A 23,957-nucleotide genomic window follows, 5' to 3' on the forward strand; every position below is an offset into this window, starting at 1 on the left:
TGCGAATGCCTTTCTCCGGGTGCAGGTCTAAATCGGCGGCCTGGGCCTGGCGGCTGCGGCGCACAAAGGCCGCCACCCCTGCCGGCGCCGCCGACAGCGGCGGCAGCACCGGCAGCGGCTGGGTGCCGGGTGCGGGGCCTCTATCGGGAATAATCAGGACGTTGGAGCCCCCCTGCGAACGCCGTGCCTGCAGCGTGATGGTGGCCGTGTCGCGTATCGGGAAGCCGGCAAAGCCGAAGCGGCCATCGGGACCCGTGGTGCCCATTACCACGTTTTGGGAGGGGCGCATTTGCAGAAAAGTGAGCTGGCTGTTGGGAATGGGCCGGTTGCCGTGCTCGCTCACCACCTGCCCCACCAGCGTGATGCCCTGCTCAGGCGGGAAACGCAGCGCGGGCGGGCGGCCGGCCAGCACTTCCTTCCACACAAAGCGCCGCCAGCCCTGGGTCAGCAACAGGTCATCGAGCGCTTGCGCGGTGCCCACCGACTGGTCGCGGAAGTAGTAGCCGGGATTTTCGACGTAGCCCACCAGGTCCGAGGTCAAGAGCAAGTTCGAAGCAATGGTTTCGGCGGTGGGGTCGAGGGCACTGAGGCCGGCATCGCTCACCCCCACCGAAAAGTTGGTGGCCACCGGCTGGCCGGCAGCATCGGTTACGCGCACGGCCAGCTGTACCGGGGCATGTGGGCCATAGCTGGGCTGGTCGGGCGTGAGGCTGATGCGCAGGTTGGCCGGGCCATTCAGGGCAAAGGCCAGCCGCTCGCACTGCGGCGCCCCAGCAGCGTCGAACAAAGTGAAATGCACAATGCCGTTGGGGTAGTTTTTCTTGGGCATGCGCCACAAGGCGGGGGCCTCGCCGGCCAGGGTGCGGGGCCCTGGGTAGGCGGCTACGCCGCGCACCTGGGTCATGAGCTGCACCGGTCCGGGCGCGGGCGCCCCGGCCACGCCCCGGTAACGGGCTTCCACCAGAAAGTTTTCGCCCCCATCTACCACGTGCAGGGTGTAGCCGCTGGCCTGGGGCACGGGCAACGGATAATCGAAAGCGGCCCCATTGGGCAAGGTGAGGTGGGCGTGGTAGCGCTGCCCGCCGCCGGGCACGAAGGCAAAGCGCCCCATGCCGCCATGCCGGCTCTTGAAATCGGCCACGACCACGGCGTTTTGGGCGTTCAGTATCTGGCCGTGCACATCGAGGCCCCGGCCACTGGCATCGGTGGCTTTGCAGGCAACCACGGCCGGCAGCCCTTCTACCAAGTAGCCGCCTTCGGGCATAAACTGCACGTCGGCCCGGGTGGCGGCCGCCGCCTGGGCGCGGCCGTAAGCCGAAGTAGGCGCGGCCGGCTTGGCCGGCTCCTGCGGCCCGATGGGCGAAGCGGGCCAGATGCTCAGGCGGCGGCTGTACACAAACTCGTCGCCGGTGTTGCGCATCCAGTTGGTGTAGGCGCGCAGCACGTAGGTACCGGCCGCCAACGAATCGGCAATGTCGAGGTCGCCGCTGGCCCGGCCACCATGCAGGGCCAGGGTGCGGCGGGCCACCACCTTGTGGTCGGGCGCCACCAAATCGACGTGCAGCACGGTATTGAGCGAGTCAAGCTGGTGGCGGGAAGCGTCCACCACGTAGGCACTGAACCAGATGGTTTCGCCGGTGCCATACACCGGGCGGTCGAGGTGCAGGTAGGCTTTTTCCTGGCGCGCCGTGGCGTAAAATTCGCCCAGTTGGCGGGCGATGCGCTGCATCAACCCTTCCTCCAAAGGCTGCGGGCGGAAGGCCGTTAGCACCAGTCCGGTGGCCAGCGCTGCCACCAGCATTCGTTTTTGCGTTCGCACTGCGTTCATGTTAGCGTGGGGTCGAAAGCGGTTGGTCCGGGCATCGGGACCAACCGCTAGATTACGGCGCAAAGATGGTGATGCTATGAAGGCGGGGCATTATTTGCCCCCGTAAAAGCAGGCTCCAGCGTTTAAAAAGCCTGCGGCGGCGGGCATTTTCCTGCATCCCGGCCAGGCCCGCCGACCGGATTTTGCCGCACTTGTCATAGCTTTGGCCTTATGAAGGGTACCTGAGGTTGCAAACGGTTGCGCTAAGCCGCCATTTTGCGGGGGCGCACTGCTGTAAGTAAGCAGCACAGTAGTGAAGCCGCCGCTTGCTTGCAGGAACCATTTGGGCCGGAATTCTGGTAGTTTAACCGGGCCGGCCGACGGCTATTTATTCTACGTTACTTATTCTACGCGCTTGGACCCCGTCACCATCAAGGATATTGCGCACGCCCTCAACCTGTCGACCTCGACGGTGTCCAGGGCCTTGCGCGACAGCTACGAAATCAGTCCCGAAACCAAGCGGCTGGTGATGGAGTACGCCGAGCGGCTCAACTACCGTCCCAATCCCATCGCCCTCAGCCTGAAGGGCAGCAGCAGCAAGGCGCTGGCCGTCATCGTGCCCCAGATTGCGAACAACTTCTTTTCGCAGGCCATCAACGGCATCGAGGCCATTGCCTACAACCGTGGCTACCACGTTATTATCTTTCAAACGCACGAGTCTTACGAGCGCGAAGTAGCCAACGTGCAGCAAGCTGTGTCGCGCCGCGTCGACGGCCTGCTGCTCTCGCTTTCGAGCGAAACGTCCGATGTTTCGCACCTGAAGGCGCTGATTGACCAGGGCATGCCCCTGGTGCTGTTCGACCGCGTGGCCGGCGAGTTGCCCGTGACCCAGGTGGTGGCCGATAATTTTGGCGGGGCCTACGCGGCCACTTCTCACCTGCTCCAAACCGGCCGGCGGCGCATTGCCCACCTCACCATTCCGCCCTACCTCAGCATCACGCAGGAGCGCCTGGCCGGCTACCGCGCGGCTCTGGAGCAATACGGGGTGCCTTTCGATGAAAACCTGGTGCGCTACGGCACCTTCGGCCCCGACGAGGCCGGCCCGCTGGTGGATGAGCTGCTGGCCCTTTCGCCTCCACCCGATGCCTTTTTTACGGCCAGCGACCGCCTGGCCCTGGGCTGCTTAGGCGCCCTTCACAAACGGGGCGTCGATGTCCCCGGCCAAGTGGCGCTGCTCAGCTTCACCAACTCGCAGTCGGCCCACCTGCTGAACCCGCCCCTGAGCACCGTGACCCAGCCGGCCCAGGAAATTGGCCAGCTCGCCGCCGAGCGTCTCATCGAGCTTATCGAGCGCAAACACAAAAGCACGGGCCCCAGCACCATGAAACTGCCCACCACGCTGGTGGTGCGCGAGTCGTCGCGCCCGCTGCCCAAGCTGGTGATGTAAAAGAAGTTAAGGCAATTTTGGCATCCGTGTACAGTCAGAAGCAACAGCAGTAGTGCGAAACCGCTCCAAAGCAAAAAGCCCGCCTGATGATTCAGGCGGGCTTTTTGCTTCTTTAACTTCTCTCGTAACGCTATTCCCGCGTGCATTTCGCCGTCAGGCTCACGTTGGCATCCGTGTACACCAGCAGGTAGTTGCCCTTGGCCAAGCCGCTCACGTTAACCGGCGTAGAAACGCCCCCGATGGCCGGCTCGAACGAAGCCACGCGCTGGCCCACAAAATTGTAGACGGTGAGGCGGGCCGAAGCCGTGGCCCGGGGGTGTTCCACGGTCAGCTGTTCGCTGGCAGGGTTCGGAAATACGTGCAGCGGCTCGGTTACAGTACCCGATGCTTTGGTGCCGGTCACGGTACTGGCTACAAGGCCGTTGAGGTAGTTTTCGAGGTTGGTGTAGCCGTTGGCAGCAATGCCCTGGCGGTCGGTGGCATTGTTGGGGTTGAGGCCGTTGGCCAGCTCGTAGGCGTCGGTCATGCCGTCGTGGTCAGAATCGGCCGGCGCAGGGCCGCACGTGAGCACCGGCCAAGCCGCCTGCGACACGCTGTAGGGCGTGACGTGGGCTGGGTAGCCGCCTTGCACATCAATCAGTCCACCGGTGCGGTTTTGCACTTCCGTGATGATGCGCGCATCCACGGCATCGCGCACCGGAAGCACGCAGCCCACTTTTTGCAGCACCGACGCATAAGCCGCCTGGGCCGTTTGGGTGTTGAGGGGTGCAATGTTGAACGGGGTGCTCACTTTTGACTGAACGGTGTCGGCCAGGGTGCCGCCCTGCATGGTCACGCCCAGCCAGTTGCGGTTGGTTACGGCCGTATTGCCATCTACGTAGTTACCAGCCAGGTACACCTGTGCATAAGGCAACACCGGCGCGGTGGTTTGCTTGTAGGGGTTCATTACGCGGGAGCGGCCGCTGGTGCTGGTGCCGCTGGACGGACCGTACTTGTAGTAGTTGTTCACCATGTTGTAATTGCCGCCCTCGCCGCCGTAGGCGTTATTGCCGCCCCAGTCATAAATGACGTTGTTGCGGAAATCGCAGTTTTCCGAGCCAATGGCCGCGCCGTAGCGCGTGCCGTTCCAGCGCGGGGTGCGGTTGTTGCAGTGGGCAAACAGGTTGTGGTGAAACGAAGCCCGCTTGCCGCCCCAGATGCCGCCGTAGCCGTGGCGCTCGTAGTCGGTGTCGCCGGCCTCGAAGTGGTAGGAGTAGTTCAGCGGCTCCGAAATGAGGTTCCACTGCAGGGTCATCGAGTCGCAGGCGGCCCCGTAGAAGGTGAAGGCCTCGTCCTCGCTCCAGCTCATGGTGCAGTGGTCGATGACAATGTTTTTGTGGTCGGTGCCGTCCAGCGCATCTTCGCCGCCATTGCCGTCCACCATGCCACCGCCGCTGGTTTGGGGGTAGTAGTCGCCGAGGCGGAAGCGCACAAACCGAATAATGACGTTGTCACCGCTTACCTGCACCTGCCGGTCAGCAATGCAAATGCCGTCCCCTGGAGCTGTCTGGCCCGCAATGGTGGTATTGCGCGGAATACTTAGCCGCGTGGCCAAACGGATGGTGCCGCACACCCGGAACACAATGGTGCGGTAAGGCGCGACCGTAGCCGACTGGCTGCACGCGTAGCGCAGCGTCCCCACCGTGTTGGCGTCCGACAAGCTCGTTACTTCATACACCGTGGTGGGCGTTGCGGCCCGGCCCCGGCCGCCGCTCACGAAGCGCCCGGCGCCCTCTACCCCCGGAAAAGCCAGTAGCTGCGCGTGCGCAGGGGCTGCCGCCAGCAAACCAGCCGCCGCAACCAACAAGCCAGCGCCCGCACGGGCGGCGCGGTGGGGAAACGTAAACCATGAAATAACCCGGGAGGAAAATGACGTCATAAGGGCGAATAGTTGGGAATGCAATAGGGAACAACTGCGGATAAGCCGGCTTATTCAGCTGCTGCTACCCAGCCATTCTAATCTAATATTACGCCTCTATTTGCCCCAATGAGCTGCGAACTCCTACTTTATTCGCGCAATCGTTGCCGGGAACGATGCCATCATTGGCAATTCACCTACTCCTTATCGAAGATGGCCGACACCCAGCTGCGCAAGGTGCGGTGGCGCTGGTAGCGGAGGCCGTGCTTGCTCGCCTCGGCCGTGATTTTGGCGAGGTCTTCCTCGTAAAAACCGCTGAACAAAATGGGCCGGCCGCTGGGCAGCAGGCGGGCGTACTCGTGCATGTCTTCCAGCAGCACGTTGCGGTTGATGTTGGCCAGAATCAGGTCGAAGGGTTCTTCATGGGCCAGGGTTTCGACCCCGCCCAAACGGCACTCAATGGTGCGGCACTGGTTTTCGGCGGCGTTGTCGCGGGCATTTTCCACGGTCCAGGGTTCGGTGTCGACGGCCAGCACCTGGCGGGCGCCCAGCATCTCGGCCATAATGGCCAGAATGCCGGTACCGGTGCCCATATCCAGCACGCGCAGCCCTTTGTGGTCTACGTCCAATTGATTTTCAATCATCAAGGCCGTCGTTTCGTGGTGGCCCGTGCCAAAGGACATCCGCGGCATGATGACGATGTCGTAGTCGACCCCCGCCGGCTCCGGGTGAAACGGCGCCCGCACCGAAACCCGCTCAGCAATGACGAGCGGCTGAAAGTTTTTCTCCCACTCTGCGTTCCAGTTTTGGCGGGTTATGACGCGGTGCGAATGATTGAGCTCGCCAATGGCCTCGTAGCGGCTCATGATTTCGGTCACCGCATCGGGGTTGAACGCCTCCTCGGTGGTGTAGGCACAGAAGCCCGCGTCGTTGTCTTCGAAGGTGTCGAAACCCACTTCGGCCAGTTCGGCCACCAGAATATCGGCCAGTTCCCGGGGGGCTTCCACGGTTAGTTCAATAAAATCCACTTCGTGTAATTAGGAATTAAAAATGATGAATCATGAATTGAAACCGCTGGCTATGAACTGATAAGAATGCAGTGAAACAAAAATTGTATCAATTCATAACCCGTAATTTTGAATTCCTAATTCACCTAATTGGTTTTGCAGCCCGCAAACGAGCGCACGGTAGTGTAGTGAATGCTGAAGTCGGCGCGGCTGCGGTCTTTTACAACCAGCAGCACGTAGTCGGCAAAGTCACGGGCGGGCGCATCGGCCCACAGTCCGGCTTTATCCGCAAACAGCTTATTGTTCTCCTTGAAAATCAGCACGTCGGCAAAGGCTTCCTCCGGCTCTATGTATACTGTGCCAAAGCAGTAGCTGCGCCGGCTGACGTCGGTTTCGAGGTACACCGAGCCGAATATTTTGCACGGCTCCAACGGCCCCGTGGCGCGCGCCAGCGTGGCTACCGACGTTGGTACCAAGGGCCGCGCTGCCGGCGCAAACGCCAATAATCCACTGAGCAAAAACGAGAAGAACATAGCTGAAGCAACGGGTGAAAAGCGCAGAATGACGTCAGGCTAATGCGGCCAGCCGGCATCCAACAACGGTGCCAGACCGCGCTTAGAACGACTGAATAATGGCCGTGAAATCGACGGCTTTCAGCGAAGCCCCGCCAATGAGTCCCCCGTCAACGTCGGGCTGCGAGAAAAGCTCCCGCGCATTCTGGGCATTGGCCGAGCCGCCGTACAAAATGGTGGTATCGAGGGCCGCCTGCGCGTCGTAAGCGCGGGCAATCTGCTCGCGGATGAAGGCGTGCACTTCCTGCGCCTGGGCGCTGGTAGCCGTGCGGCCAGTACCAATAGCCCAAATAGGCTCGTAGGCAATCACGACCTGGGCAAACTCCTCGTTGCTAAGATGAAACAGGCCCGAAGCCAACTGCTGCCCAATGAAATCAAACGTTTCGTCCGCCTCGCGGGTGTCGAGCGACTCGCCCACGCAGAAGATGGGTTTGAGGCCGGCGGCGAGGGCGGCTTTCAGCTTCTGGCTCAGCAGCTCATCGGTTTCGCCGAAGTATTGGCGGCGCTCCGAGTGGCCCAGAATGACGTATTCGCAACCCACCGAAGCCAGTACCTTGGCCGATACCTCGCCGGTGAACGCGCCGCTCTCCTTCTGGTGGCAGTTTTGGGCACCCAGATGAAACTTCGATGCCTTGGGTAATTGCTCACCTACCCCATGCAGAAGCGGAAACGGGGGGCAAATAACGATTTCCGGCGCATTGGCACCGGCCGCCGCTTCAGCCGCCAAGCGGGTGATTTCACTTACCAAGGCCACGCCTTCGGGATAAGTCAGGTTCATTTTCCAGTTGCCGGCGACGAGGTTTTGGCGCATAATCAAGCGAAGCGAGTAAGGTGAGGTACTGCGCACAAAGCTAAGCCCCAAAAGAATGCTCGGCTCCCGAACCCCGACTTATTCGCCACGGGCCGCTTTGCGGGCCGCGATTTCGGCTTCAATCGCCGCCGCCGCTTCGTCGCGCAGCTGCCAAGGGGTTTTGCGGCCGCCCAGCCGCGAAAGCATGACCCCGCCAATGGCCGCCGCCGTGGCGCCGGCCAGCGCGGCCCAGCCCAGTTCGGGCACGGTGCTCAGGCGCGCCACCCACACGGCAACCAAGGCCCAGGCCACCGCCAGCGGAAACACCATATCCCGAAATACCCGGCTCATTATCAGGGCCAACGCTACCACTGCCAGAATTAATACCAGCGTCAGGGTAACGGAAGCGCCTTCGGCAGGCACCCACCCCAGCTGCCGAAGGGCAATGGTGATGTTGATAACTGCTGCCACCGAAATCCAGCCCAGATACAATGAGAAAGGCACCCCCACCAGCGCCGGAGCGGCTTCGGCAAATATGCGCCGCCGCACCCGGCCATAAGCCGCAATGAGGCAACCGAGGATAAGCAGCATAACGCCCAAGCTGGGCAGTATCAGTTCGTAAGCAAAGAGGACAACCCAAGCACCGGTTGCAATGCTGGCGAGGGTCAGGGGCTTGGCTACCGCATCGGCCACCGTCTGCTCCTGCTGCGCGGGCAGCAGTTGCCAAAACGCGTACATGGCCAGCGTCAGAAAAATAATGCCCCAAATACCAAAAGCATACCCGGCAGGCGTGAGCAGCGTGGGGTATTTAGCCGAAACCTGCCCCATGGTTTGCCCATGAAACGGGTGCGTATTGGCGTAGTAGTTCAGGAAAATGCTTGCCCCCACTGCCAAGGCCGCCACCCAACGCCACCCCCAATCAAGACCTGATAACCTGCTATGATGATGCACTTTATCGGGAACTGCAGTAGGAACCATGACGCAGAGATGAAAAGACAGGGGGATAGGTGTACGTAAGTAGGACGCAATTTGGATTAATCAGGCTTCTCTGACGCTCCAAAATTTTCGCAATTACGAACTTCATCCGCACATCATTTCCAAACCTATCCTACTTTTTCGGCTAGAAAGCGCGCCGTGTGGTTGGTATCTTTCAGTTTCACCATGTCCTCCGGGGTACCTTCAAACAGCAGGTGCCCGCCATTCAGCCCCCCTTCGGGGCCGAGGTCGATAAGCCAGTCGGCGCACTTGATGATGTCGACATTGTGCTCGATAATGAGTACCGAGTTGCCTTGCTCGATGAGGGCATTAAGCGCGCCCAGTAGCTTGGCAATGTCGTGGAAGTGCAGGCCGGTGCTGGGTTCATCGAAGATGAACAGAATCTTATCCTGCTGAAGCGTAGCACCTTTAGTGAGAAACGAAGCCAATTTCACGCGCTGGGCTTCGCCCCCACTCAGCGTGTTGGCCGACTGCCCGAGGCGGATGTAGCCCAGGCCCACGTCCTCCAGCGGCTTGAGGCGCTCGGCCACTTTGGGCTGGGCTTTGAAGAACTGTACGGCATCCGTCACCGTCATTTCCAGCACTTCGTCAATGCTCTTGTCCTGGTATTTAATTTCCAGAATGTCCTGCTTGAATTTGTGGCCGCCGCAGCCTTCGCAGGTCAAATAAATGTCGGCCATGAACTGCATCTCGATTTTTACCTGGCCCTCGCCCTGACACACCTCGCAGCGCCCGCCGTCCACGTTGAAGCTGAAGTGAGAGGGTTTGAGGCCGCGCGCCTTGGCCAGCGGCTGCTCCGAAAACAGCGTCCGAATCTGGTCGTAGGCCTTCACGTAAGTCACCGGGTTGGAGCGCGACGACTTGCCGATGGGGTTCTGGTCGACAAACTCGACGTGCGTCACCTGCCCGTTCACGCCCGTCAGGCGGTCGAACTTGCCAGTGCTTTCGCCTGCGCCACCACCCAGCATCTTCATCAGGGCCGGCGCCAGAATTCGCTTGATAAGCGTGGACTTGCCCGAGCCCGACACGCCGGTTACCACGGTCATCACGCCCAGCGGCAGCTTCACACTCACGTTTTTGAGGTTGTTTTCGCGCGCTCCGGTCAGCTCCAGGGCGTTGCGCCAGGGGCGGCGCACTTTGGGCACGGGCACTTCCATGCGGCCGCTCAGGTACTGGCCGGTGTAGGTGGTCGTGTCCTGCAGCAGCGCGTCCATGGTGCCCTGAAACATCAGGTTGCCGCCGCCGCTGCCGGCTTCGGGGCCGATGTCGATAATCTGGTCGGCGGCCTCCATCATCTTCTCTTCGTGCTCCACCACCACCACGGTGTTGCCGAGCTGCTGCAGGGAGCGCAGCACGCCAATGAGCTGCTCGGCATCCTTCGGGTGCAGGCCGATTGAAGGTTCATCGAGTACGTACATCGAGCCCACCAGCGCCGAGCCCAGTGAGGTGGCCAGCGAGATGCGCTGGCTTTCGCCGCCGCTCAGCGTGTTGCTCAGGCGGTTCAGGGTCAGGTAGCCCAGGCCCACGCGGTTGAGGTAGCCGAGGCGGTTGGTGATTTCGGTCACGAGGCGCTCGGCCACTTTGGCGTCGTGCTCGCTCAAACTCATGTTCTCGAAGAATTTCAGGGCCTCCGAGATGGGCAGCAGCACGATGTCGGCAATGCTGCGGCCGTCGATGCGGACGTATTGCGCGTCTTTGCGCAGGCGGGTGCCGCGGCAGTCGGGGCAGGTGGTGCGGCCCCGGTAGCGGCTTTGCAGCACGCGGTACTGGATTTTGTGGGTTTGCTCGCTCACCCACTTGAAGTAGGAATCGAGGCCCTGGAAGTGCTTGTTGCCGGTCCAGAGCAGGCGCTGCTCGGCCTCGCTCAGCTCGTTGTAGGGCCGGTGAATGGGGAAATCGAAGCGGATGCCGTTTTTCAGCAGCGGCTTCAGCCACTCGCCCTGCTTCTCGGTGCGCCAGGGCGCAATCGCGCCCTCGTACACGGTCAGGCTCTTGTCCGGAATCACCAAATCCTCGTCGATGCCCAGCACCGAGCCGAAGCCCTCGCAGGTCTGGCAGGCGCCGTAGGGGTTGTTGAAGGAGAAGAAGTTAACGCTGGGCTCCTCGAAGGTGATGCCGTCAAGCTCGAATTTGTCGGAAAAGGTCCTATTAGTTGTTAGTTGTTGGTTGTCAGTTGTCAGGCTTTGACCTTCTTCACTGACAACGGGCAACTGACACCGGACAACTAAGCTTCCGTGGCCTTCGAAAAAGGCAGTTTGCACCGAATCGGACAGGCGGAAGAGCAGGTCCTCGTCGTCGGGCCGCAGCACGGCGCGGTCAATCATGATGAATACTTCGCCCTTCACCTCGGGCTGCCCCTCCCCTATCAGGTCCTCGATTTGCGAGGTTTCACCATCGACCACCACGCGGCTGTAGCCTTTCTGGAGCAATAAATCCAGCTCTTTGCTCATGGGGCGCGTGGGGTCGGGGCGGTGCAGCGGGGCCAGAATCATGGCGCGGGTACCCTCGGGCTGCGCGGCCAGGAAATCCACCACGTCGGCCACGTTGTCTTTGCGCACCTGCTCGCCACTAACGGGCGAATACGTTTTGCCCACCCGCGCAAACAGCAGCTTGAGGTAGTCGTAAATCTCGGTGCTGGTGCCCACCGTCGAGCGGTTGTTCTTGATGCTGACCTTCTGCTCGATGGCAATGGCCGGCGAAATGCCGCGGATGTAGTCCACGTCGGGCTTGTCCATGCGGCCCAGAAACTGGCGGGCGTAGCTGCTCAGGCTTTCCACGTACATGCGCTGGCCTTCAGCATACAGCGTATCGAAGGCGAGGCTGGATTTGCCCGAGCCCGAGAGGCCCGTCACGACGATGAACTGGTTGCGCGGCAGGGCTACGCTGAGGTTTTTGAGGTTGTGAACCCGGGCGTTTTTGATGAGGATGAATTCGCGCGGGTCGAGGTTGTCAATGGCATTGTCGGCGGGGGCCGAAACTTGCAAAGCGTCTTTTTTGGGCATAAACGAACTAACAGCGAGGAGGGGCCGGAAGGTTTCGGCCGTAGGCAGTTGCTGCGAGTACGAAGGTACGGCCGGGGCGGAGGGCGACGGAAGTAGCAAAGCCTACTTCCCAGTTTCCGGCAGAGAATAATCAGGGTATCGGGCGCTGCCCGTTATTTCCGGTGTGGTGGCTGGGTCAATACCGCCGTCTAGTTCATTGCTCCAATACACTGCTTTGGTTTTTAAAAGCTTGTCCCATCTTTTCTTTTTGAACTTCTTATGAAAAATCTTAGACCCAAAATCCGTTTCTGTGAAATCGACAAAGCCCAGCGCAAAGCGTGTCGGCTCGTCGCCGTCCCTACGCACCCGGACTGGCCCGTAGAAAACAATTGACTGACCAGCAGGAATGGGCAGCGTACCCAAGTAATTTTTGTTACAGCCCCAAGCATCGAAACCAGCTGCTCCTTTCTGAATCCAGGATGCATCCCAGCCACACGAATAAAAAGTAATTTCTCGGGGGCTACTGGTCTGGTTGCGAACATTTAGCCGCACATACAGGATAAGTTGGGGCTTAATTCCAGAGCTTTTGACAGGCTTATAACTGTGGCCTATTATCTCAGCCGTTACGGCTAAGTCATCGGCCACAGCCTTTTCCGGCGCTTGTGCGATGGCTTGCAAGACCAGCATTAGACAGGCCAGCAGTATCAATCCGATTTTTTCATCTTTAAAAGCGTATTACCACGCAAACATTTCGCCCAGCACGGTGCACACGGCGCGACCGGTAGCTTCGTCCAGCGCCCCTAGCCGCTTCACCAGCCGCACCGTATCGACGGCACGCATCTGGTCGAGGGCAACCTGCCCGGGTTGCTGCTGGAACTGGCAATCAACGCGGGTAGGGTAACGTTTTTGGGTATGCGTGAGCGGTGCCACCAGCACGGTGTGCAGGAATTTATTCGCCGCATCGGGAGATACTACCACGCACGGACGGGTTTTGGCAATTTCGCTGCCCACCGTGGGGTCCAGGCTCACCAGCCATACCTCGAATCGGCGCGGATGCGCAGGGGTTACCATTCGGCTTGGTCGAACTGGTTTTGCATGCCTTCAAACAGGTCGCCTTCCGGCTCGTCGCCTCCCACTATTGCCGCTGCAAAGGCGGCCTCCCAGCCGGCGCGGGCCGGTTGAACCGGCCGCAACATGATTGTCTTATCGTGCACCTCAATTTCCACTTCCGTGGTAATACCGCACGCCAATAGCATGGATTTAGGCAGTAGGATGCCGCTGGAATTACCGATTTTTCGGATTGACTGAATCATGATATTTGTCAAAAAAGCTGACCAAATTGTTATAACAAAGGTATAACACAACGAGCGGGGTTTTTATTGCTCTTCAAATAGAAAACCACGTAGCAGAATATTACAGCTAGGACTTACGCAGTTGCAGCCCCAGCGGGGCGCCATCTCGATAGTAACTGGCTGATGTTGGGGAGAAAGCCCCAGCGGGGCGACACTCGGTTGAGTGCTTGGCGAGTGTCGCCCCGCCGGGGCTTTGCCATTGCATAATGAATAACTTACTACCAATGTGCCGCCCCGCTGGGGCTTCAACTGCGTAAGTCCTATACAGCAAAAAAACACCCCAATAATTAGAAATTTGCCTAATTATCTTCGTACCATTGCAGCGTCATCTAACCACCTCTTTCCTATGCCCACTTTTACCCGCCAGTTCCTCGGCTCGGCCGCTGCCGCGCTGCTCAGTCTCCCCAGTGCCTGCGCCCAAACGGCCCAACCCAGCCTCACCGGCGACTGGACCGGCACGCTCGGCCCGCTGGAATTCACAGCCCACCTCACCGACGCGGCCGGCGGGCCGCGCACGGCTACGCTGGATATTCCGGCCCAGCACGCCAACGGGCTGGTGCTGCAGTTCACGGCGCCGGCCGACAGCGTGTATTTGCGCCTGCGCCAGCCCGTGGCGGCGCAGTTTGCTGGCCGCCGCTCGGCCGACGGGCAGCAGTTAGTGGGCGAATGGCAGCAGGGCCTGCGCTCGTTTCCGCTCACGTTTAACCGCGCGGGCAGCGCTGCCAAGCCCGCCGGTCCCAAGCGCCCCCAGACGCCGCAGGCGCCCTTCCCCTACCAGTCGGCCGATGTGACTTTCCGCAACGAGAAAGCCGGCATCACCCTGGCCGGCACCTACACCGTGCCCGCCGACAAAGGCCCGTTTCCAGCCGTGGTGCTGCTCACCGGCTCGGGGCCCGAAGACCGCAACGAAACCATTCTGGGCCACCAGCCCTTTGCCGTGCTGGCCGATTACCTTACCCGTCACGGCATCGCGGTATTGCGGTTCGACGACCGGGGCGTGGGCCAGAGCAGCGGCACCCAAAAGGGCATGACCAGCGCCGACTATACCACCGACGCCCAGGCCGCGCTGGCCTGGCTGCGTTCCCAGCCGGGCATCCGCAAAAACCAGGTGGGCGCCATTGGGCACAGTGAGGGCGGCACGGCAGCCATTGGGGCGGCCGGCCAGCCAGAGGGGCCCGATTTTCTGGTGCTACTGGCGGCACCGGGCATTGCTGGTGATGAGCTGATTGTGCAGCAGTCGCTGGCCCTGGCCCGCCTGCAAATCAGCGACCCCGTTCAGCTCGCAGCCCTTGAAAAGCAGCAGCGCAGCATGACGCAGATTATTCAGAAAACGCCCGATGATGCCCAGACGCGCAAGCTGCTCAGCGCGCTCTACAACCCCACCAACGAGCCGAACACCGCTGCGGCGCTGGAACCCCAATATGCAGTAATGACTTCGCCGTTCTACCGCCATCTGCTGGCCGACCGCCCCGCCCAAACCCTAACCAAAGTGCACTGCCCGGTGCTGGCGTTGGGTGGCAGCAAAGACGTGCAGGTACCGGCCACGCGCAACCTCGCGGCCACCACGGCCGGGCTGAAGGCCGCCGGCAACCACGACGTAACCGCGAAGGAATTACCCGGCCTCAACCACTTGTTCCAGACCGCTAAGACTGGCGGGCCTGACGAGTATGGTACCATTGAAGAGACGTTTGCCCCAGCCGCGCTGGCAACAATTGGCGACTGGCTGGCGCAGCATACCCGCAAATAGCCAGCCTCTGTTTTCCTTGATTTTTTCTTGAATGGCCGGCCCGATGGGTCGGCCATTTGTATTTGCGGGGCTTGCTGCCAAAGTATATTCGTTGTACTTTTCAGCTCTTGTATTCATTAATATGCCATATTGGCCACTAATTATAAAACAATTTCATGATTCGTTTTTTACTAGTAACGTTCCTTCTGCTTGGTTTAGTTAGTTCTTCGCTGCCGGTGCAGGCGACGCCAGCTACCCCACCCGCCCCGCTCAACGGCCAATGGAAAGGCCCGCTGAAACTACTGGGCGGGGAAATTTCCATCGTCATCACCATTGTGCCGCTCACCAACGGCACCTACTACGCCGCCCTCGACGCGCCGCAGCAGCGCATCAGCCGCATGCCGGTAGATGTGGAGCTGAAGGACGACAACCTGACCCTGCGCATTGAGCAGGCCGGCAGCAGCTTCGTGGGCAAGGTGCAGGACGAGGGCGCCACGCTCAGCGGTACCTGGAAACAGCCCGGCGTGACGGCCCCGATGGTGCTCCGGCGGGCCGCCGCTTCTACCCAAGCCGTTACCAAGTTCAAGGCCACGCCGCCTTACCGGCAGACAGACGTGAGCTTTACTAACCCCGTGACCAAAAACCGCTTGGGCGGCACCCTCACCGTGCCGGCTGGCGAAGGCCCTTTTGCCGCCGTGGTGCTGCTGTCCGATTCGGGACCGCAGAGCCGCGACGTGGAAGTGACGGGCTACCGCATGTTTGGGCAACTGGCCGACTACCTCACCCGCCACGGCGTGGCCGTGCTGCGCTTCGATGACCGGGGCGTGGGCAAATCGAACGGTACCTACGCCAACGCCACCACCGCCGACCTGGTGACCGATGCCCAGGCGGCGCTGGCCTACTTGCGCACCCGGCCGCTGGTGTCGGCGCACCGCGTGGGCTTGCTGGGGCACGGCGAAGGCGCCAACGTGGCCCTGCTGGCCGCAGCCGCACCGAGCCGGGCCCCGGCCTTTGTGGTGTCGCTGGCTGGCTACGGGCAAACGGGTTATGATGTGCTGCTGCGCCAGCAGGGCGAAATCATGCGCCTCATCGGGGCCGACCCCGCGCAGGTGAAAGCTGCTCAGGAGGTGTACCAGCGCACGGTGAGCGTCATTCGCCAAACCTCCGACAACGCCACGGCCCGCACCAAAGTGGCGGGCCTGCTGGCCGGCGCCAACATGGGCCTCGACGCCAGCATGGCCCGCGCCCGCGCCGTGCAGCTCACCACGCCGTGGTCGCGTTATTTCTTCGATTTTGACCCGCAGGCCCAGTTGAGCAAGGTGCAATGCTCGGTGCTGCTGCTCAACGGCACCGCCGATTTGCAAGTGTCGGCCCGCCGCAACATGACGCCGCTCTACAAGGCCCTGCGCCACGCCAACCGCACCGCCACGTCCTACAAGCTCGATGGGGTGAACCACTTGTTTCAGGCCGCGCCGGCCCAGTGGCCCATGGTGAACGGGGTGCAGCAGGCCACTTTTTCGCCCGAGGCGCTCAAGCTCGTTCACAGCTGGATAGCTATGGAAACCCAGCCGCCCGGCGGGCCCCAGCCCGTGACCGTGAAGCGCCCCGGCCCCACCCGCAAAGTGAACCGGACGCCCAGCACGAACCGGACCCGTAGCTAGGCCATAGCATAGGCTCGCCCAGTTGCATGTGGTAGATGTGATGCACGATAGATTTATTCCTATCATTGTGCAGTGGCCGTTAGCCGGGGCCATTTATAAAATTCCCTTCTACCGTTTTGGCCCTCACCCGGCCCATCTTGCTCATGGCTTCTACGCCTCCGCCCCGTCGGTCCTGGGATGATTGGGCCCCCATGCGCTGGGTAAGGCGCTATTTTGGCTATTCGCGGGGCGAAGCGCGGGGGCTGATGGTGCTGCTGGCCATTATGCTGGCTACCATTGTAGCGCCCATTTTGCTGCGGCCGGAGCTGCCGGCTTACCTACCCGCAACTGACCAAGTACAGCTAAATCAGCTGGCGGCGCAGCTCAAAGAGCACCGCACGGTCGAGTCAGGCTACGCCTCCCGCTACCCGAAGCGCGACTACAAAAAGTTCGATGCAGGCGGTTCGCGCTATCCGGCGGTGGCCCAGGTTGCCCTTGCCCCCTTCGACCCCAATGCGCTTTCGGCCGAGGGCTGGGAGGCACGGGGCGTGCCGCACTTCGTGGCCGCCCGCATTGTGAAGTACCGCGAGGCGGCGGGTGGCTTCAAGTCCAAAGCGCAGCTGAAGAAAATGTACGGGCTGGAAGACTCGGTGTATCAGCGGCTGGCGCCCTTTCTGCAACTGCCCGAGGAAGCGCCCAAGCGCGACTACGCCGCCACCAAGCCGGGGGTCGACGGAAAATTTCCTCCCTTTGGCAGCTCCGACGCCCCGGCCGGCAAGTTCCCGCGCAAGCCCCGCAGCCTCCAGCCTTTCGACCTGAACACGGCCGACACCACGCAACTGATGCAGATTCGGGGCATTGGGGCGGGGCGGGCCAAGTGGGTGGTGCGCTACCGCAACCAGCTGGGCGGCTACCTGCGCGAAGACCAGCTGGACGAAGTATTTGTACTGCGCGATGCCCCCGACCTGCGCGACAGCCTGAAGAAATACACCTTCGTAACGCCCGGATACGCCCCCAAAACGGTGAATGTCAACACCGCCACCTTCGATGAAATGTACCTGCACCCCTACATTGGCAAGCCGCGCGCTCGTCTCATTGTAGCGTACCGGCAGCAGCACGGCCCGTTCAAAACCGTGGAAGACCTCAAGCAGATTCCCATTCTAAAACCCGCCGACTGGGAAAAGATGCGCCCTTATCTGCGCTGCGAGTAAGCAGGTAGAATACCCCGAAATTTCGGCTCGTGGATTTGTTCAACAAGTCAAAATCATTGTCATCCTGAGCGCCGCGAAGGACCTTATCAAGCCAGAACAATTCGTTCAACCGTAATAAGGTCCTTCGCGGCGCTCAGGATGACAGATGCGCAAAAAACTCACTTTCTATTTCTATTTAGCTTACCGGCACCTGCACCCGCACGGCAAAGCCGCCCGTGGCTTGCGCGCCGGCCGTGGCGCTGCCGCCCATGGCCTGGGCCCGCGCCCGAATGTTGCGCAGCCCGTGCCCGGAGCTGCGTCCCGATTCGGCCGGGGCGCTGAGCACCGGACCGTCGTTTACTACTTCCAGCACCAGCAAGGGCATCTGGCAGTGCAGCGCCACGGTGACGGTGGCAGTAGCCGGGGCATATTTCAGGATGTTGTGCATCACTTCTTTGTAGATAAAGTAGAGGTGGCGGCGCACCGTGGCCGACAGCGCCGGACTCTCCCACACCTTATCGGTCACGAAGCGCACGTCGCGGCCCGTAGGCACCAACACCTCGTGGGCGTAGTCGCGCAAGCGGTTCAGCAGGTCGGGTACCGAGTCATTCTGCGCATCCAGGTTCCAGACCACGTCGTTGAGCTGGCGCAAGGCCGCGCGGCTGTTCTCGGCCAACCCGGCCCAGAGCGCAGGCTGGGCGCCAAGCGGCACCAGCCCCTCCTGAAGCAGGTCGGTTTGCATCGAAATCTGAGTCAGCAGCGAGCCCACGTCGTCGTGCAGGTCGGCGGCCAATTGATTGCGCAGGGCGGCTTCGCGGCGTTGCTGACGCCGCCGATAGGTGCCCATTCCGGCCCCGGCCAGCAGCAGGCCGCCCAGGGCCAGGCCGCCCAGCAGCAAGCGGGTCCGAACCGTGCGCTGGCCTGCTTCCAGCTCGGCAATGCGGCGTTCCTGCTCCAGCGCCCGAATGCGGGCCTGCTGCTCGGTTTGCTTGAACTGGGCCTGGGCGGTGGCCACGGCCTCCAGGCGCTCGCGGCTGAGCAGGGTGTCGCGCAGCTCAGTGTAGCGGCGCAGGGTGTCGTAGGCTTCGGGCCGGTGCAGGGCAGCCAGCAGGGACGCTTTCATGTCCAGGATTTGGGCTAACAAATTATCATCCTTCAGCTGGCGAAACAGCTTGGCGGCTTGCTGGGCACGCAGCAGGGCCAGTTCGGGCTGGTTCTGGCTTTGGGCCAAATCGGCCAAATGCAGCCACGCTTCGCCTTCCGTCGAAAAGTCGGCGTGGGCATGACAAACCCGTAGCACATTTTGCCACGTCGCGGTGGCCGAGTCCGGCTGGTGCGATAGCGCTTGAACGGTGCCCAACACAAGTTTTAGCTTCGTGGTCTGCGGCGAATTCGCCTGGTTCGACAGGCGCAGGCCTTGGTTCACGAACATCCTTACCCGAGCCAGTTGGCGCGGTGTAGCGGTGGCCGAGAGGTAGCCGTTGGCCAGGTTGTGCAGCACCAGCAGCTCGCCGCGGATGTTGCGGGGCCGGCAGGCCGCGTACGCTTCGCGGGCCTGCATGAAGTAGGCCCGCGCCTGGGCTTCGTTTTTCAGCACCGAGGCCACGTTGCCCAGGCCCAGGTAGGCGTGGCCAATGTTTTCCTGGTCGTGGGCGCGCTGGGCGGCCCGCAGCTCGGCTTCGAAGGTGTGCTGCGCCGTTGGATAGTCGGAGCTGTAGAAGGCCGCGGCGGCCAGGTTGTTGAGCGCCTTCACCTCGCCCCGTCCAAAACCACACCGCCGGGCCAGTGCCAAGCCTTGCTCGCTATACCAGCGGGCACTGTCCAGGTCTGTGGCCATGTAGCGCTTGCTGATGGCCACCAGCTGGAGCACCCGCGCCGTATCGGGCAGGCCGGGGCGGTGCAGCGCGGCCCGCAGGGAATCGAGAGGCGCGGAGGCCGCCGGAGGTAGGGTACGCCCGCCCTGCTGTCCCAAGACCGAAACGCTGCACATTACCCCTACACTGCCTGCTAACACCCCCTTTAAAAATGACTGCATGGAGGCAGAATCGGGAAAAGAAGCGGCAAGGTTACAGAAATCGGCGAGCATTTGCCTGAACAGTGCCGGCGGCTGAGCGGCCGGCCTCTTGCCTGCAAGGCCCAACGGGCACCGCGGCTGCGGCAGTCAGCACCAGCCAACAATTAAGCATCATCAGCCTATATAAAGCTATGTATCAGCATTACGGAGCGGTTTATTCGGTAAAATTGTGGAGGCTTTCCGCCAACAATTATCGGCGGAATTGAGTAATAGTAACCCGGCTAATCACCTGCGCTATGACTGACGACTCCCCTTCCATTTTCCCCGGCACTGAAAGCCCCGCGCCCAACGACGGCCGCCGCTCGTTCCTTAAGCAGGCCACCGGCTTGCTGGGCCTGGCCCTGGCCCCGCCACTCGTTAGCCAAGCCGAGCGCCTCACGGCTCTGTCCAAGAAGGTGGAAGGCGTGAGCGAAATGCGCCTCAAGGTGAACGGCACCCTGCGCACCTTTCAGGCCGAGCCGCGGGTGACGCTGCTCGACGCCCTGCGCGAAAAGCTTGACCTGACCGGCTCGAAAAAAGGGTGCGACCACGGGCAGTGCGGTGCCTGCACCGTGCTGGTGGATGGCCGCCGCGTGAACAGTTGCCTGACGCTGGCGGTGATGGCACAAGGCAAGGAGATAACTACGGTAGAAGGCCTGGCCAAAGGCGAAGAGCTGCACCCGCTGCAAGCCGCCTTCATCGAGCACGACGGCTTCCAGTGCGGCTACTGTACGCCGGGTCAGCTGATGTCGGGCGTAGCCTGCATCAAGGAAGGCCACGCCAAAACCGACGGCGACGTGCGCGAATGGATGAGCGGCAACCTCTGCCGCTGCGGCGCTTATCCCAACATTGTGGCCGCCATCCGGCAGGTCGAGCAAAGCGGTTTTAAAGGTTAACAGAACGTCATGTCGAGCGCAGCCGAGACATCTCGCGTGCTGCAGTAATTATTTACTTCCACAACGGAAGCAAGCAAGATGCTTCGACTGCGCTCAGCATGACGTTCTTTCAAAACACCAGACAATGAACGACTTTACCTACCTGCAAGCTACCCAGGCCAAAGATGCCACGGCTGCCGTGCGCGACAACAAGGACGCCGCTTTCATTGCCGGCGGAACCACCCTGCTCGACTTGATGAAGCTGAACGTGGAAAACCACGGCCAGTTGGTTGACATCAACAACCTCGCATTTAAAGGAGTGGAGCAGACGGCCGACGGTTTGCGCATCGGTGCATTGGAACGCATGAGCGACGTGGGTGAGCACCCATTGGTGGTGCAGAACTACCCCGTGGTGTCGCAGTCGCTGCTGCTGGCGGCCTCGCCTCAATTGCGCAACATGGCCAGCATTGGGGGCAACATTTTGCAGCGCACCCGTTGCGGCTACTTCCGCGATACGGCCTTTCCGTGCAACAAGCGGGCACCCGGCTCCGGCTGCCCGGCCCAAACCGGCGAAAACCGCAACCTCGCCATCTTGGGTGGTAGTCAGACGTGCATTGCCACTTATCCCGGCGACTTCGCCGTGGCCCTCGTGGCGCTGGATGCCGTGCTGTTGCTCGAAAATGCCAAAGGCAAGCAGCGCCGCGTGCCACTGGTCGATTTCCACGTGCTGCCCGGCACCACGCCGCAGCGCGAAACCGTTATTGAGCCCGGCGAATTGATTGTCTCCGTCACCATTCCGGCGGCGGCCCATGCCCGCAAGTCGATGTATTTGAAAGTCCGCGACCGGGCTTCGTATGCTTTTGCGCTGGCCTCGGCGGCCGTGGGCCTAGATGTGCAGGGCGGGCAGGTGCGCTCGGCGCGGGTGGCGCTGGGCGGCGTGGGCACCAAGCCCTGGCGCTCGGTGGCCGCCGAAAAGGTGCTGACGGGTGCCCCCGCTACCGAAGCCACGTTTCGGGCCGCCGCCGCGGCGGCCGTACGCGAGGCGCAGCCCCGCGAACAAAACCGCTTCAAAGTAGAACTGGCCCAAAACACGCTGGTACGGGCTCTGCTGGAGTTATCGGCAGCTTAAAAGAACGTCATGCAGAGCGCAGCAAAGCATCTCGCTTGTGGTAGCAATTCAATCGTCTTGATTATTTGATTAGTAGTAGCACGCAAGATGATTCGCTGCGCTCTGCATGACCGCCCATTCACCCGACTTTTTTGCCATGGAAAACGAACCTTCTTTCTTCGAAACCTCCCCCACGCCGGGCGTCGTCGGCAAGCCGCTGAACCGCGTGGACGGGCGCGACAAAGTGATGGGTCGGGCCAAATATTCGGCCGAGTACCCGCTGCCCGGCCTCACGTATGGCGTGCTCAAAACCAGCGACATCGCCAAGGGCAAAATTCAAAGCATCGACACCAGCGCGGCGGCCAAGGCACCGGGCGTGCTGGCCGTGTTCACCCACCTCAACCTGCCCAGCCTGGCCAAAACCCCCAACGACGCCGACGGCAAAAAAGCCATTGGCGCGCCCATGGGGTTCCTGCCGCTAACGTCGGATGTAATTCACTACGCTGCTCAGCCCGTGGCCCTGGTAGTGGCCGACACCTTTGAGCGCGCTACCTACGCGGCTACACTGGTACAGGTGCGCTACCTCACCGAGCAGCCCATTGCGGCCTATACCGACCCCAAGGCCACGCGCTTCAACCCCGAAAAAATTCAGGACGGCAAGGCCGATGGCTACACCCGGCGCGGCGATGCCCAGGCGGCCCTGGCCAGCTCAGCGGTGAAGATGACGGCCGTTTACACCCACGCCATCAACCACCACAACCCCATGGAGCCGGGCTCGACCACGGCCGTGTGGGAAGCGCCCGACCGCCTTACAGTCTACGAATCGACCCAGGGCGTGACGCGCACCCAGAAGTCGCTGGCGGCCTACCTGGGCTTGCCGCAAGACCAGGTACGGGTCATAACCAAGTTTATTGGCGGCGGCTTTGGCTGCAAGGGCTCATGCTGGCCGCACACCGTGCTCACGGCGCAGGCAGCCAAGGGCGTGGGCCGACCGGTGAAATTGGTGCTCACCCGTCCGCAGCAATTTACCAGCATGGGCCACCGCGAAGACCAAACCCAGACCCTGACGCTAGGCGCCACCGCCGAAGGCAAGCTCACGGCCCTGATTCACGAAAAAACCTCCACTACCTCGCCCTGGGACAACTACGCCGAGGCAAACAGCAAAATTATTAATCTGCTGTATGAGTGCCCTACCTTCGAATCGCACTACGAGCTGGCGCGAGGCAACGTGATGACGTCGACCTTCACCCGCGCCCCCGGCGAGGCTCCCGGCTCGTTTGCCATTGAGTGCTCGATGGACGATTTGGCCTACCGCCTGGGGCTTGACCCTATCGAAATTCGCCTGCGCAACTACGCTGAGAAAGACCCCAGCACCGGCCAGGCCTGGAGCAGCAAAAGTCTGCGCCAATGCTACGCCCGCGGGGCCGAGCTGTTTGGTTGGAGCAAGCGCAACCCCAAAAACGGCGTCACCCGCGAGGGCCGCACGCTGGTGGGCTGGGGCATGGCCACGGCCAGCTACCCGGTGCACAACTCGCAAGGCACGGCCCGCGTCCGGCTGTATGCCGATGGCCATGCCGTGGTGCAGGCCGGTGCCACCGACCTCGGCACCGGCACCTACACGGTGATGACGCAGGTAGCAGCCGATTCGCTAGGCTTGCCGCCCGAAAAAATCCGCTTCGAGCTTGGCGATACCAAGCTGCCCACCGCGCCTAACTCCGGCGGCTCAGTAGCAGCGGGCACAGTGTCGTCCTCCGTCTACATGGCGGCTCAGGATGTGTGGGAACGACTCACCAAAACGGCGATAAAGGACCCGAAATCCCCTCTTTTCAAGGCAAAGCCAGATGAGGTGATGGTGGACAAAGGCCGCCTTCAACTCAAAGCGAACCCGTCGAAAGGCGAAGATTTCATGGTCCTCATGAAAAGGGCCGGCATGGACGACATCGAAGGCAGTGGCCAGGGCAAATATGGCGCGGGCTACGAAACCGGCCAGGCGGCTAACCCGGCCGGCTCGGGGCATCAGGACGAGGCCGGCAAACATTCTATGCACTCCTTTGGGGCACATTTTTGCGAAGTGCACGTCGACCCCGACTTGGGTACGGTGCGCGTTACGCGCTGGGTGAGCGTGCACGGCGCCGGCCGCATTCTCAACGCCAAAACAGCCCGCAGCCAGATTATCGGCGGCTCCATTTTCGGCATCGGCGCGGCCCTGATGGAAGCCACCGCCCGCGACCCGCACTACGCCCGCTACGTCAACGCCGACTTGGGCGACTACCACATTCCGGTGAATGCTGACATTCCGGACATGACCGTAGAATTTATTGATGAGCACGACCCCTACATCAACGCCATGGGCGTGAAGGGCATTGGCGAAATTTCGATGGTGGGCGTGGCCGCTGCCGTGGCCAACGCCGTGTTCCACGCCACCGGCAAGCGCGTGCGCGACCTGCCCATCACGCCGGATAAAATCCTGGGCACGAAGGCGGTTTAGCAAGTTCCAGTTGTCATCCTGAGCGCAG

At 61.5% G+C, this 23,957-nt stretch carries 18 protein-coding genes; 7 read left to right on the forward strand and 11 right to left on the reverse strand.

Annotated features, from left to right (window positions below; genetic code table 11):
* Positions 1–1,828: MG2 domain-containing protein (locus JKL48_RS14355; protein ID WP_394368859.1), on the reverse strand; the 1,828-nt coding region annotated here is incomplete at its 3' end.
* A 394-nt stretch (positions 1,829–2,222) separates the two neighbouring features.
* Between JKL48_RS14355 and JKL48_RS14360 the strand changes: the two genes are divergently transcribed.
* Positions 2,223–3,254, forward strand: a complete 1,032-nt coding sequence (locus JKL48_RS14360) for a LacI family DNA-binding transcriptional regulator (RefSeq protein ID WP_201983632.1) — start codon at positions 2,223–2,225, stop codon at positions 3,252–3,254.
* A gap of 130 nt (positions 3,255–3,384) precedes the next feature.
* Here JKL48_RS14360 and JKL48_RS14365 read toward each other — a convergent pair whose 3' ends face one another.
* The 9 genes from JKL48_RS14365 to JKL48_RS14405 form a co-directional block, all read right to left on the reverse strand.
* Positions 3,385–5,172, reverse strand: coding sequence for a T9SS type A sorting domain-containing protein (locus tag JKL48_RS14365; protein WP_201983638.1), 1,788 nt, complete (start codon positions 5,170–5,172; stop codon positions 3,385–3,387).
* A 176-nt stretch (positions 5,173–5,348) separates the two neighbouring features.
* The gene (gene prmA / locus JKL48_RS14370) at positions 5,349–6,179 is read right to left on the reverse strand and encodes a 50S ribosomal protein L11 methyltransferase (RefSeq protein WP_201983640.1); all 831 of its coding nucleotides are present in this window, start codon (positions 6,177–6,179) and stop codon (positions 5,349–5,351) included.
* Between the two features lie 125 nt (positions 6,180–6,304).
* Positions 6,305–6,691, reverse strand: a complete 387-nt coding sequence (locus tag JKL48_RS14375) for a hypothetical protein (RefSeq protein ID WP_201983642.1) — start codon at positions 6,689–6,691, stop codon at positions 6,305–6,307.
* Between the two features lie 82 nt (positions 6,692–6,773).
* Positions 6,774–7,541 carry a triose-phosphate isomerase gene (tpiA, locus tag JKL48_RS14380; RefSeq protein WP_201983643.1) on the reverse strand — a complete coding sequence of 256 codons (768 nt, stop codon included), beginning with the start codon at positions 7,539–7,541 and terminating at the stop codon, positions 6,774–6,776.
* A 78-nt stretch (positions 7,542–7,619) separates the two neighbouring features.
* Positions 7,620–8,498, reverse strand: a complete 879-nt coding sequence (locus tag JKL48_RS14385; RefSeq protein ID WP_201983644.1) for a hypothetical protein — start codon at positions 8,496–8,498, stop codon at positions 7,620–7,622.
* Positions 8,499–8,623: 125 nt separating this feature from the next.
* Complete coding sequence (gene uvrA / locus JKL48_RS14390) at positions 8,624–11,518, reverse strand: excinuclease ABC subunit UvrA (protein ID WP_201983645.1); 2,895 nt, start codon at positions 11,516–11,518, stop codon at positions 8,624–8,626.
* A 102-nt stretch (positions 11,519–11,620) separates the two neighbouring features.
* Positions 11,621–12,205: a hypothetical protein gene (locus JKL48_RS14395; protein WP_201983648.1), complete on the reverse strand. Its 585-nt coding sequence runs from the start codon at positions 12,203–12,205 to the stop codon at positions 11,621–11,623.
* A 27-nt stretch (positions 12,206–12,232) separates the two neighbouring features.
* Complete coding sequence (locus JKL48_RS14400) at positions 12,233–12,568, reverse strand: type II toxin-antitoxin system PemK/MazF family toxin (protein WP_201983650.1); 336 nt, start codon at positions 12,566–12,568, stop codon at positions 12,233–12,235.
* On the reverse strand, positions 12,562–12,810 hold the full coding sequence (locus JKL48_RS14405) for an AbrB/MazE/SpoVT family DNA-binding domain-containing protein (RefSeq protein ID WP_201983652.1): 249 nt from the start codon (positions 12,808–12,810) through the stop codon (positions 12,562–12,564). The genes JKL48_RS14400 and JKL48_RS14405 overlap by 7 nt, the downstream gene beginning before the upstream one ends.
* Before the next feature lie 385 nt (positions 12,811–13,195).
* Between JKL48_RS14405 and JKL48_RS14410 the strand changes: the two genes are divergently transcribed.
* The 3 genes from JKL48_RS14410 to JKL48_RS14420 all read left to right on the forward strand — a co-directional run bounded on the left by JKL48_RS14410 (position 13,196) and on the right by JKL48_RS14420 (position 17,426).
* The gene (locus JKL48_RS14410) at positions 13,196–14,596 is read left to right on the forward strand and encodes an alpha/beta hydrolase family protein (RefSeq protein ID WP_201983654.1); all 1,401 of its coding nucleotides are present in this window, start codon (positions 13,196–13,198) and stop codon (positions 14,594–14,596) included.
* A gap of 155 nt (positions 14,597–14,751) precedes the next feature.
* Positions 14,752–16,236 (forward strand): alpha/beta hydrolase family protein, encoded by a 1,485-nt coding sequence (locus JKL48_RS14415; RefSeq protein ID WP_201983655.1) that lies wholly within the window; start codon positions 14,752–14,754, stop codon positions 16,234–16,236.
* A 143-nt stretch (positions 16,237–16,379) separates the two neighbouring features.
* Entirely contained in the window at positions 16,380–17,426 is a 1,047-nt protein-coding gene (locus JKL48_RS14420; protein ID WP_201983658.1) for a ComEA family DNA-binding protein, read from the forward strand.
* Between the two features lie 175 nt (positions 17,427–17,601).
* On the opposite strand, the gene JKL48_RS14425 is transcribed toward JKL48_RS14420, so the two are convergent.
* Complete coding sequence (locus JKL48_RS14425; protein WP_201983659.1) at positions 17,602–19,440, reverse strand: tetratricopeptide repeat-containing sensor histidine kinase; 1,839 nt, start codon at positions 19,438–19,440, stop codon at positions 17,602–17,604.
* A 275-nt stretch (positions 19,441–19,715) separates the two neighbouring features.
* On the opposite strand from JKL48_RS14425, the gene JKL48_RS14430 reads away from it, so the two are divergent.
* The 3 genes from JKL48_RS14430 (at position 19,716) to JKL48_RS14440 (ending at position 23,929) form a co-directional block, all read left to right on the forward strand.
* Positions 19,716–20,354, forward strand: coding sequence for a (2Fe-2S)-binding protein (locus JKL48_RS14430; RefSeq protein ID WP_201983661.1), 639 nt, complete (start codon positions 19,716–19,718; stop codon positions 20,352–20,354).
* Between the two features lie 124 nt (positions 20,355–20,478).
* Positions 20,479–21,462, forward strand: coding sequence for an FAD binding domain-containing protein (locus JKL48_RS14435; protein ID WP_201983663.1), 984 nt, complete (start codon positions 20,479–20,481; stop codon positions 21,460–21,462).
* Positions 21,463–21,598: 136 nt separating this feature from the next.
* A complete protein-coding gene (locus JKL48_RS14440; RefSeq protein WP_201983664.1) occupies positions 21,599–23,929 on the forward strand; it encodes a xanthine dehydrogenase family protein molybdopterin-binding subunit in 2,331 nt (776 codons plus the stop codon).
* The last annotated feature ends 28 nt before the right edge of the window (positions 23,930–23,957 follow it).

The organism is Hymenobacter rubidus (assembly GCF_016734815.1).
GTDB lineage: Bacteria > Bacteroidota > Bacteroidia > Cytophagales > Hymenobacteraceae > Hymenobacter > Hymenobacter rubidus.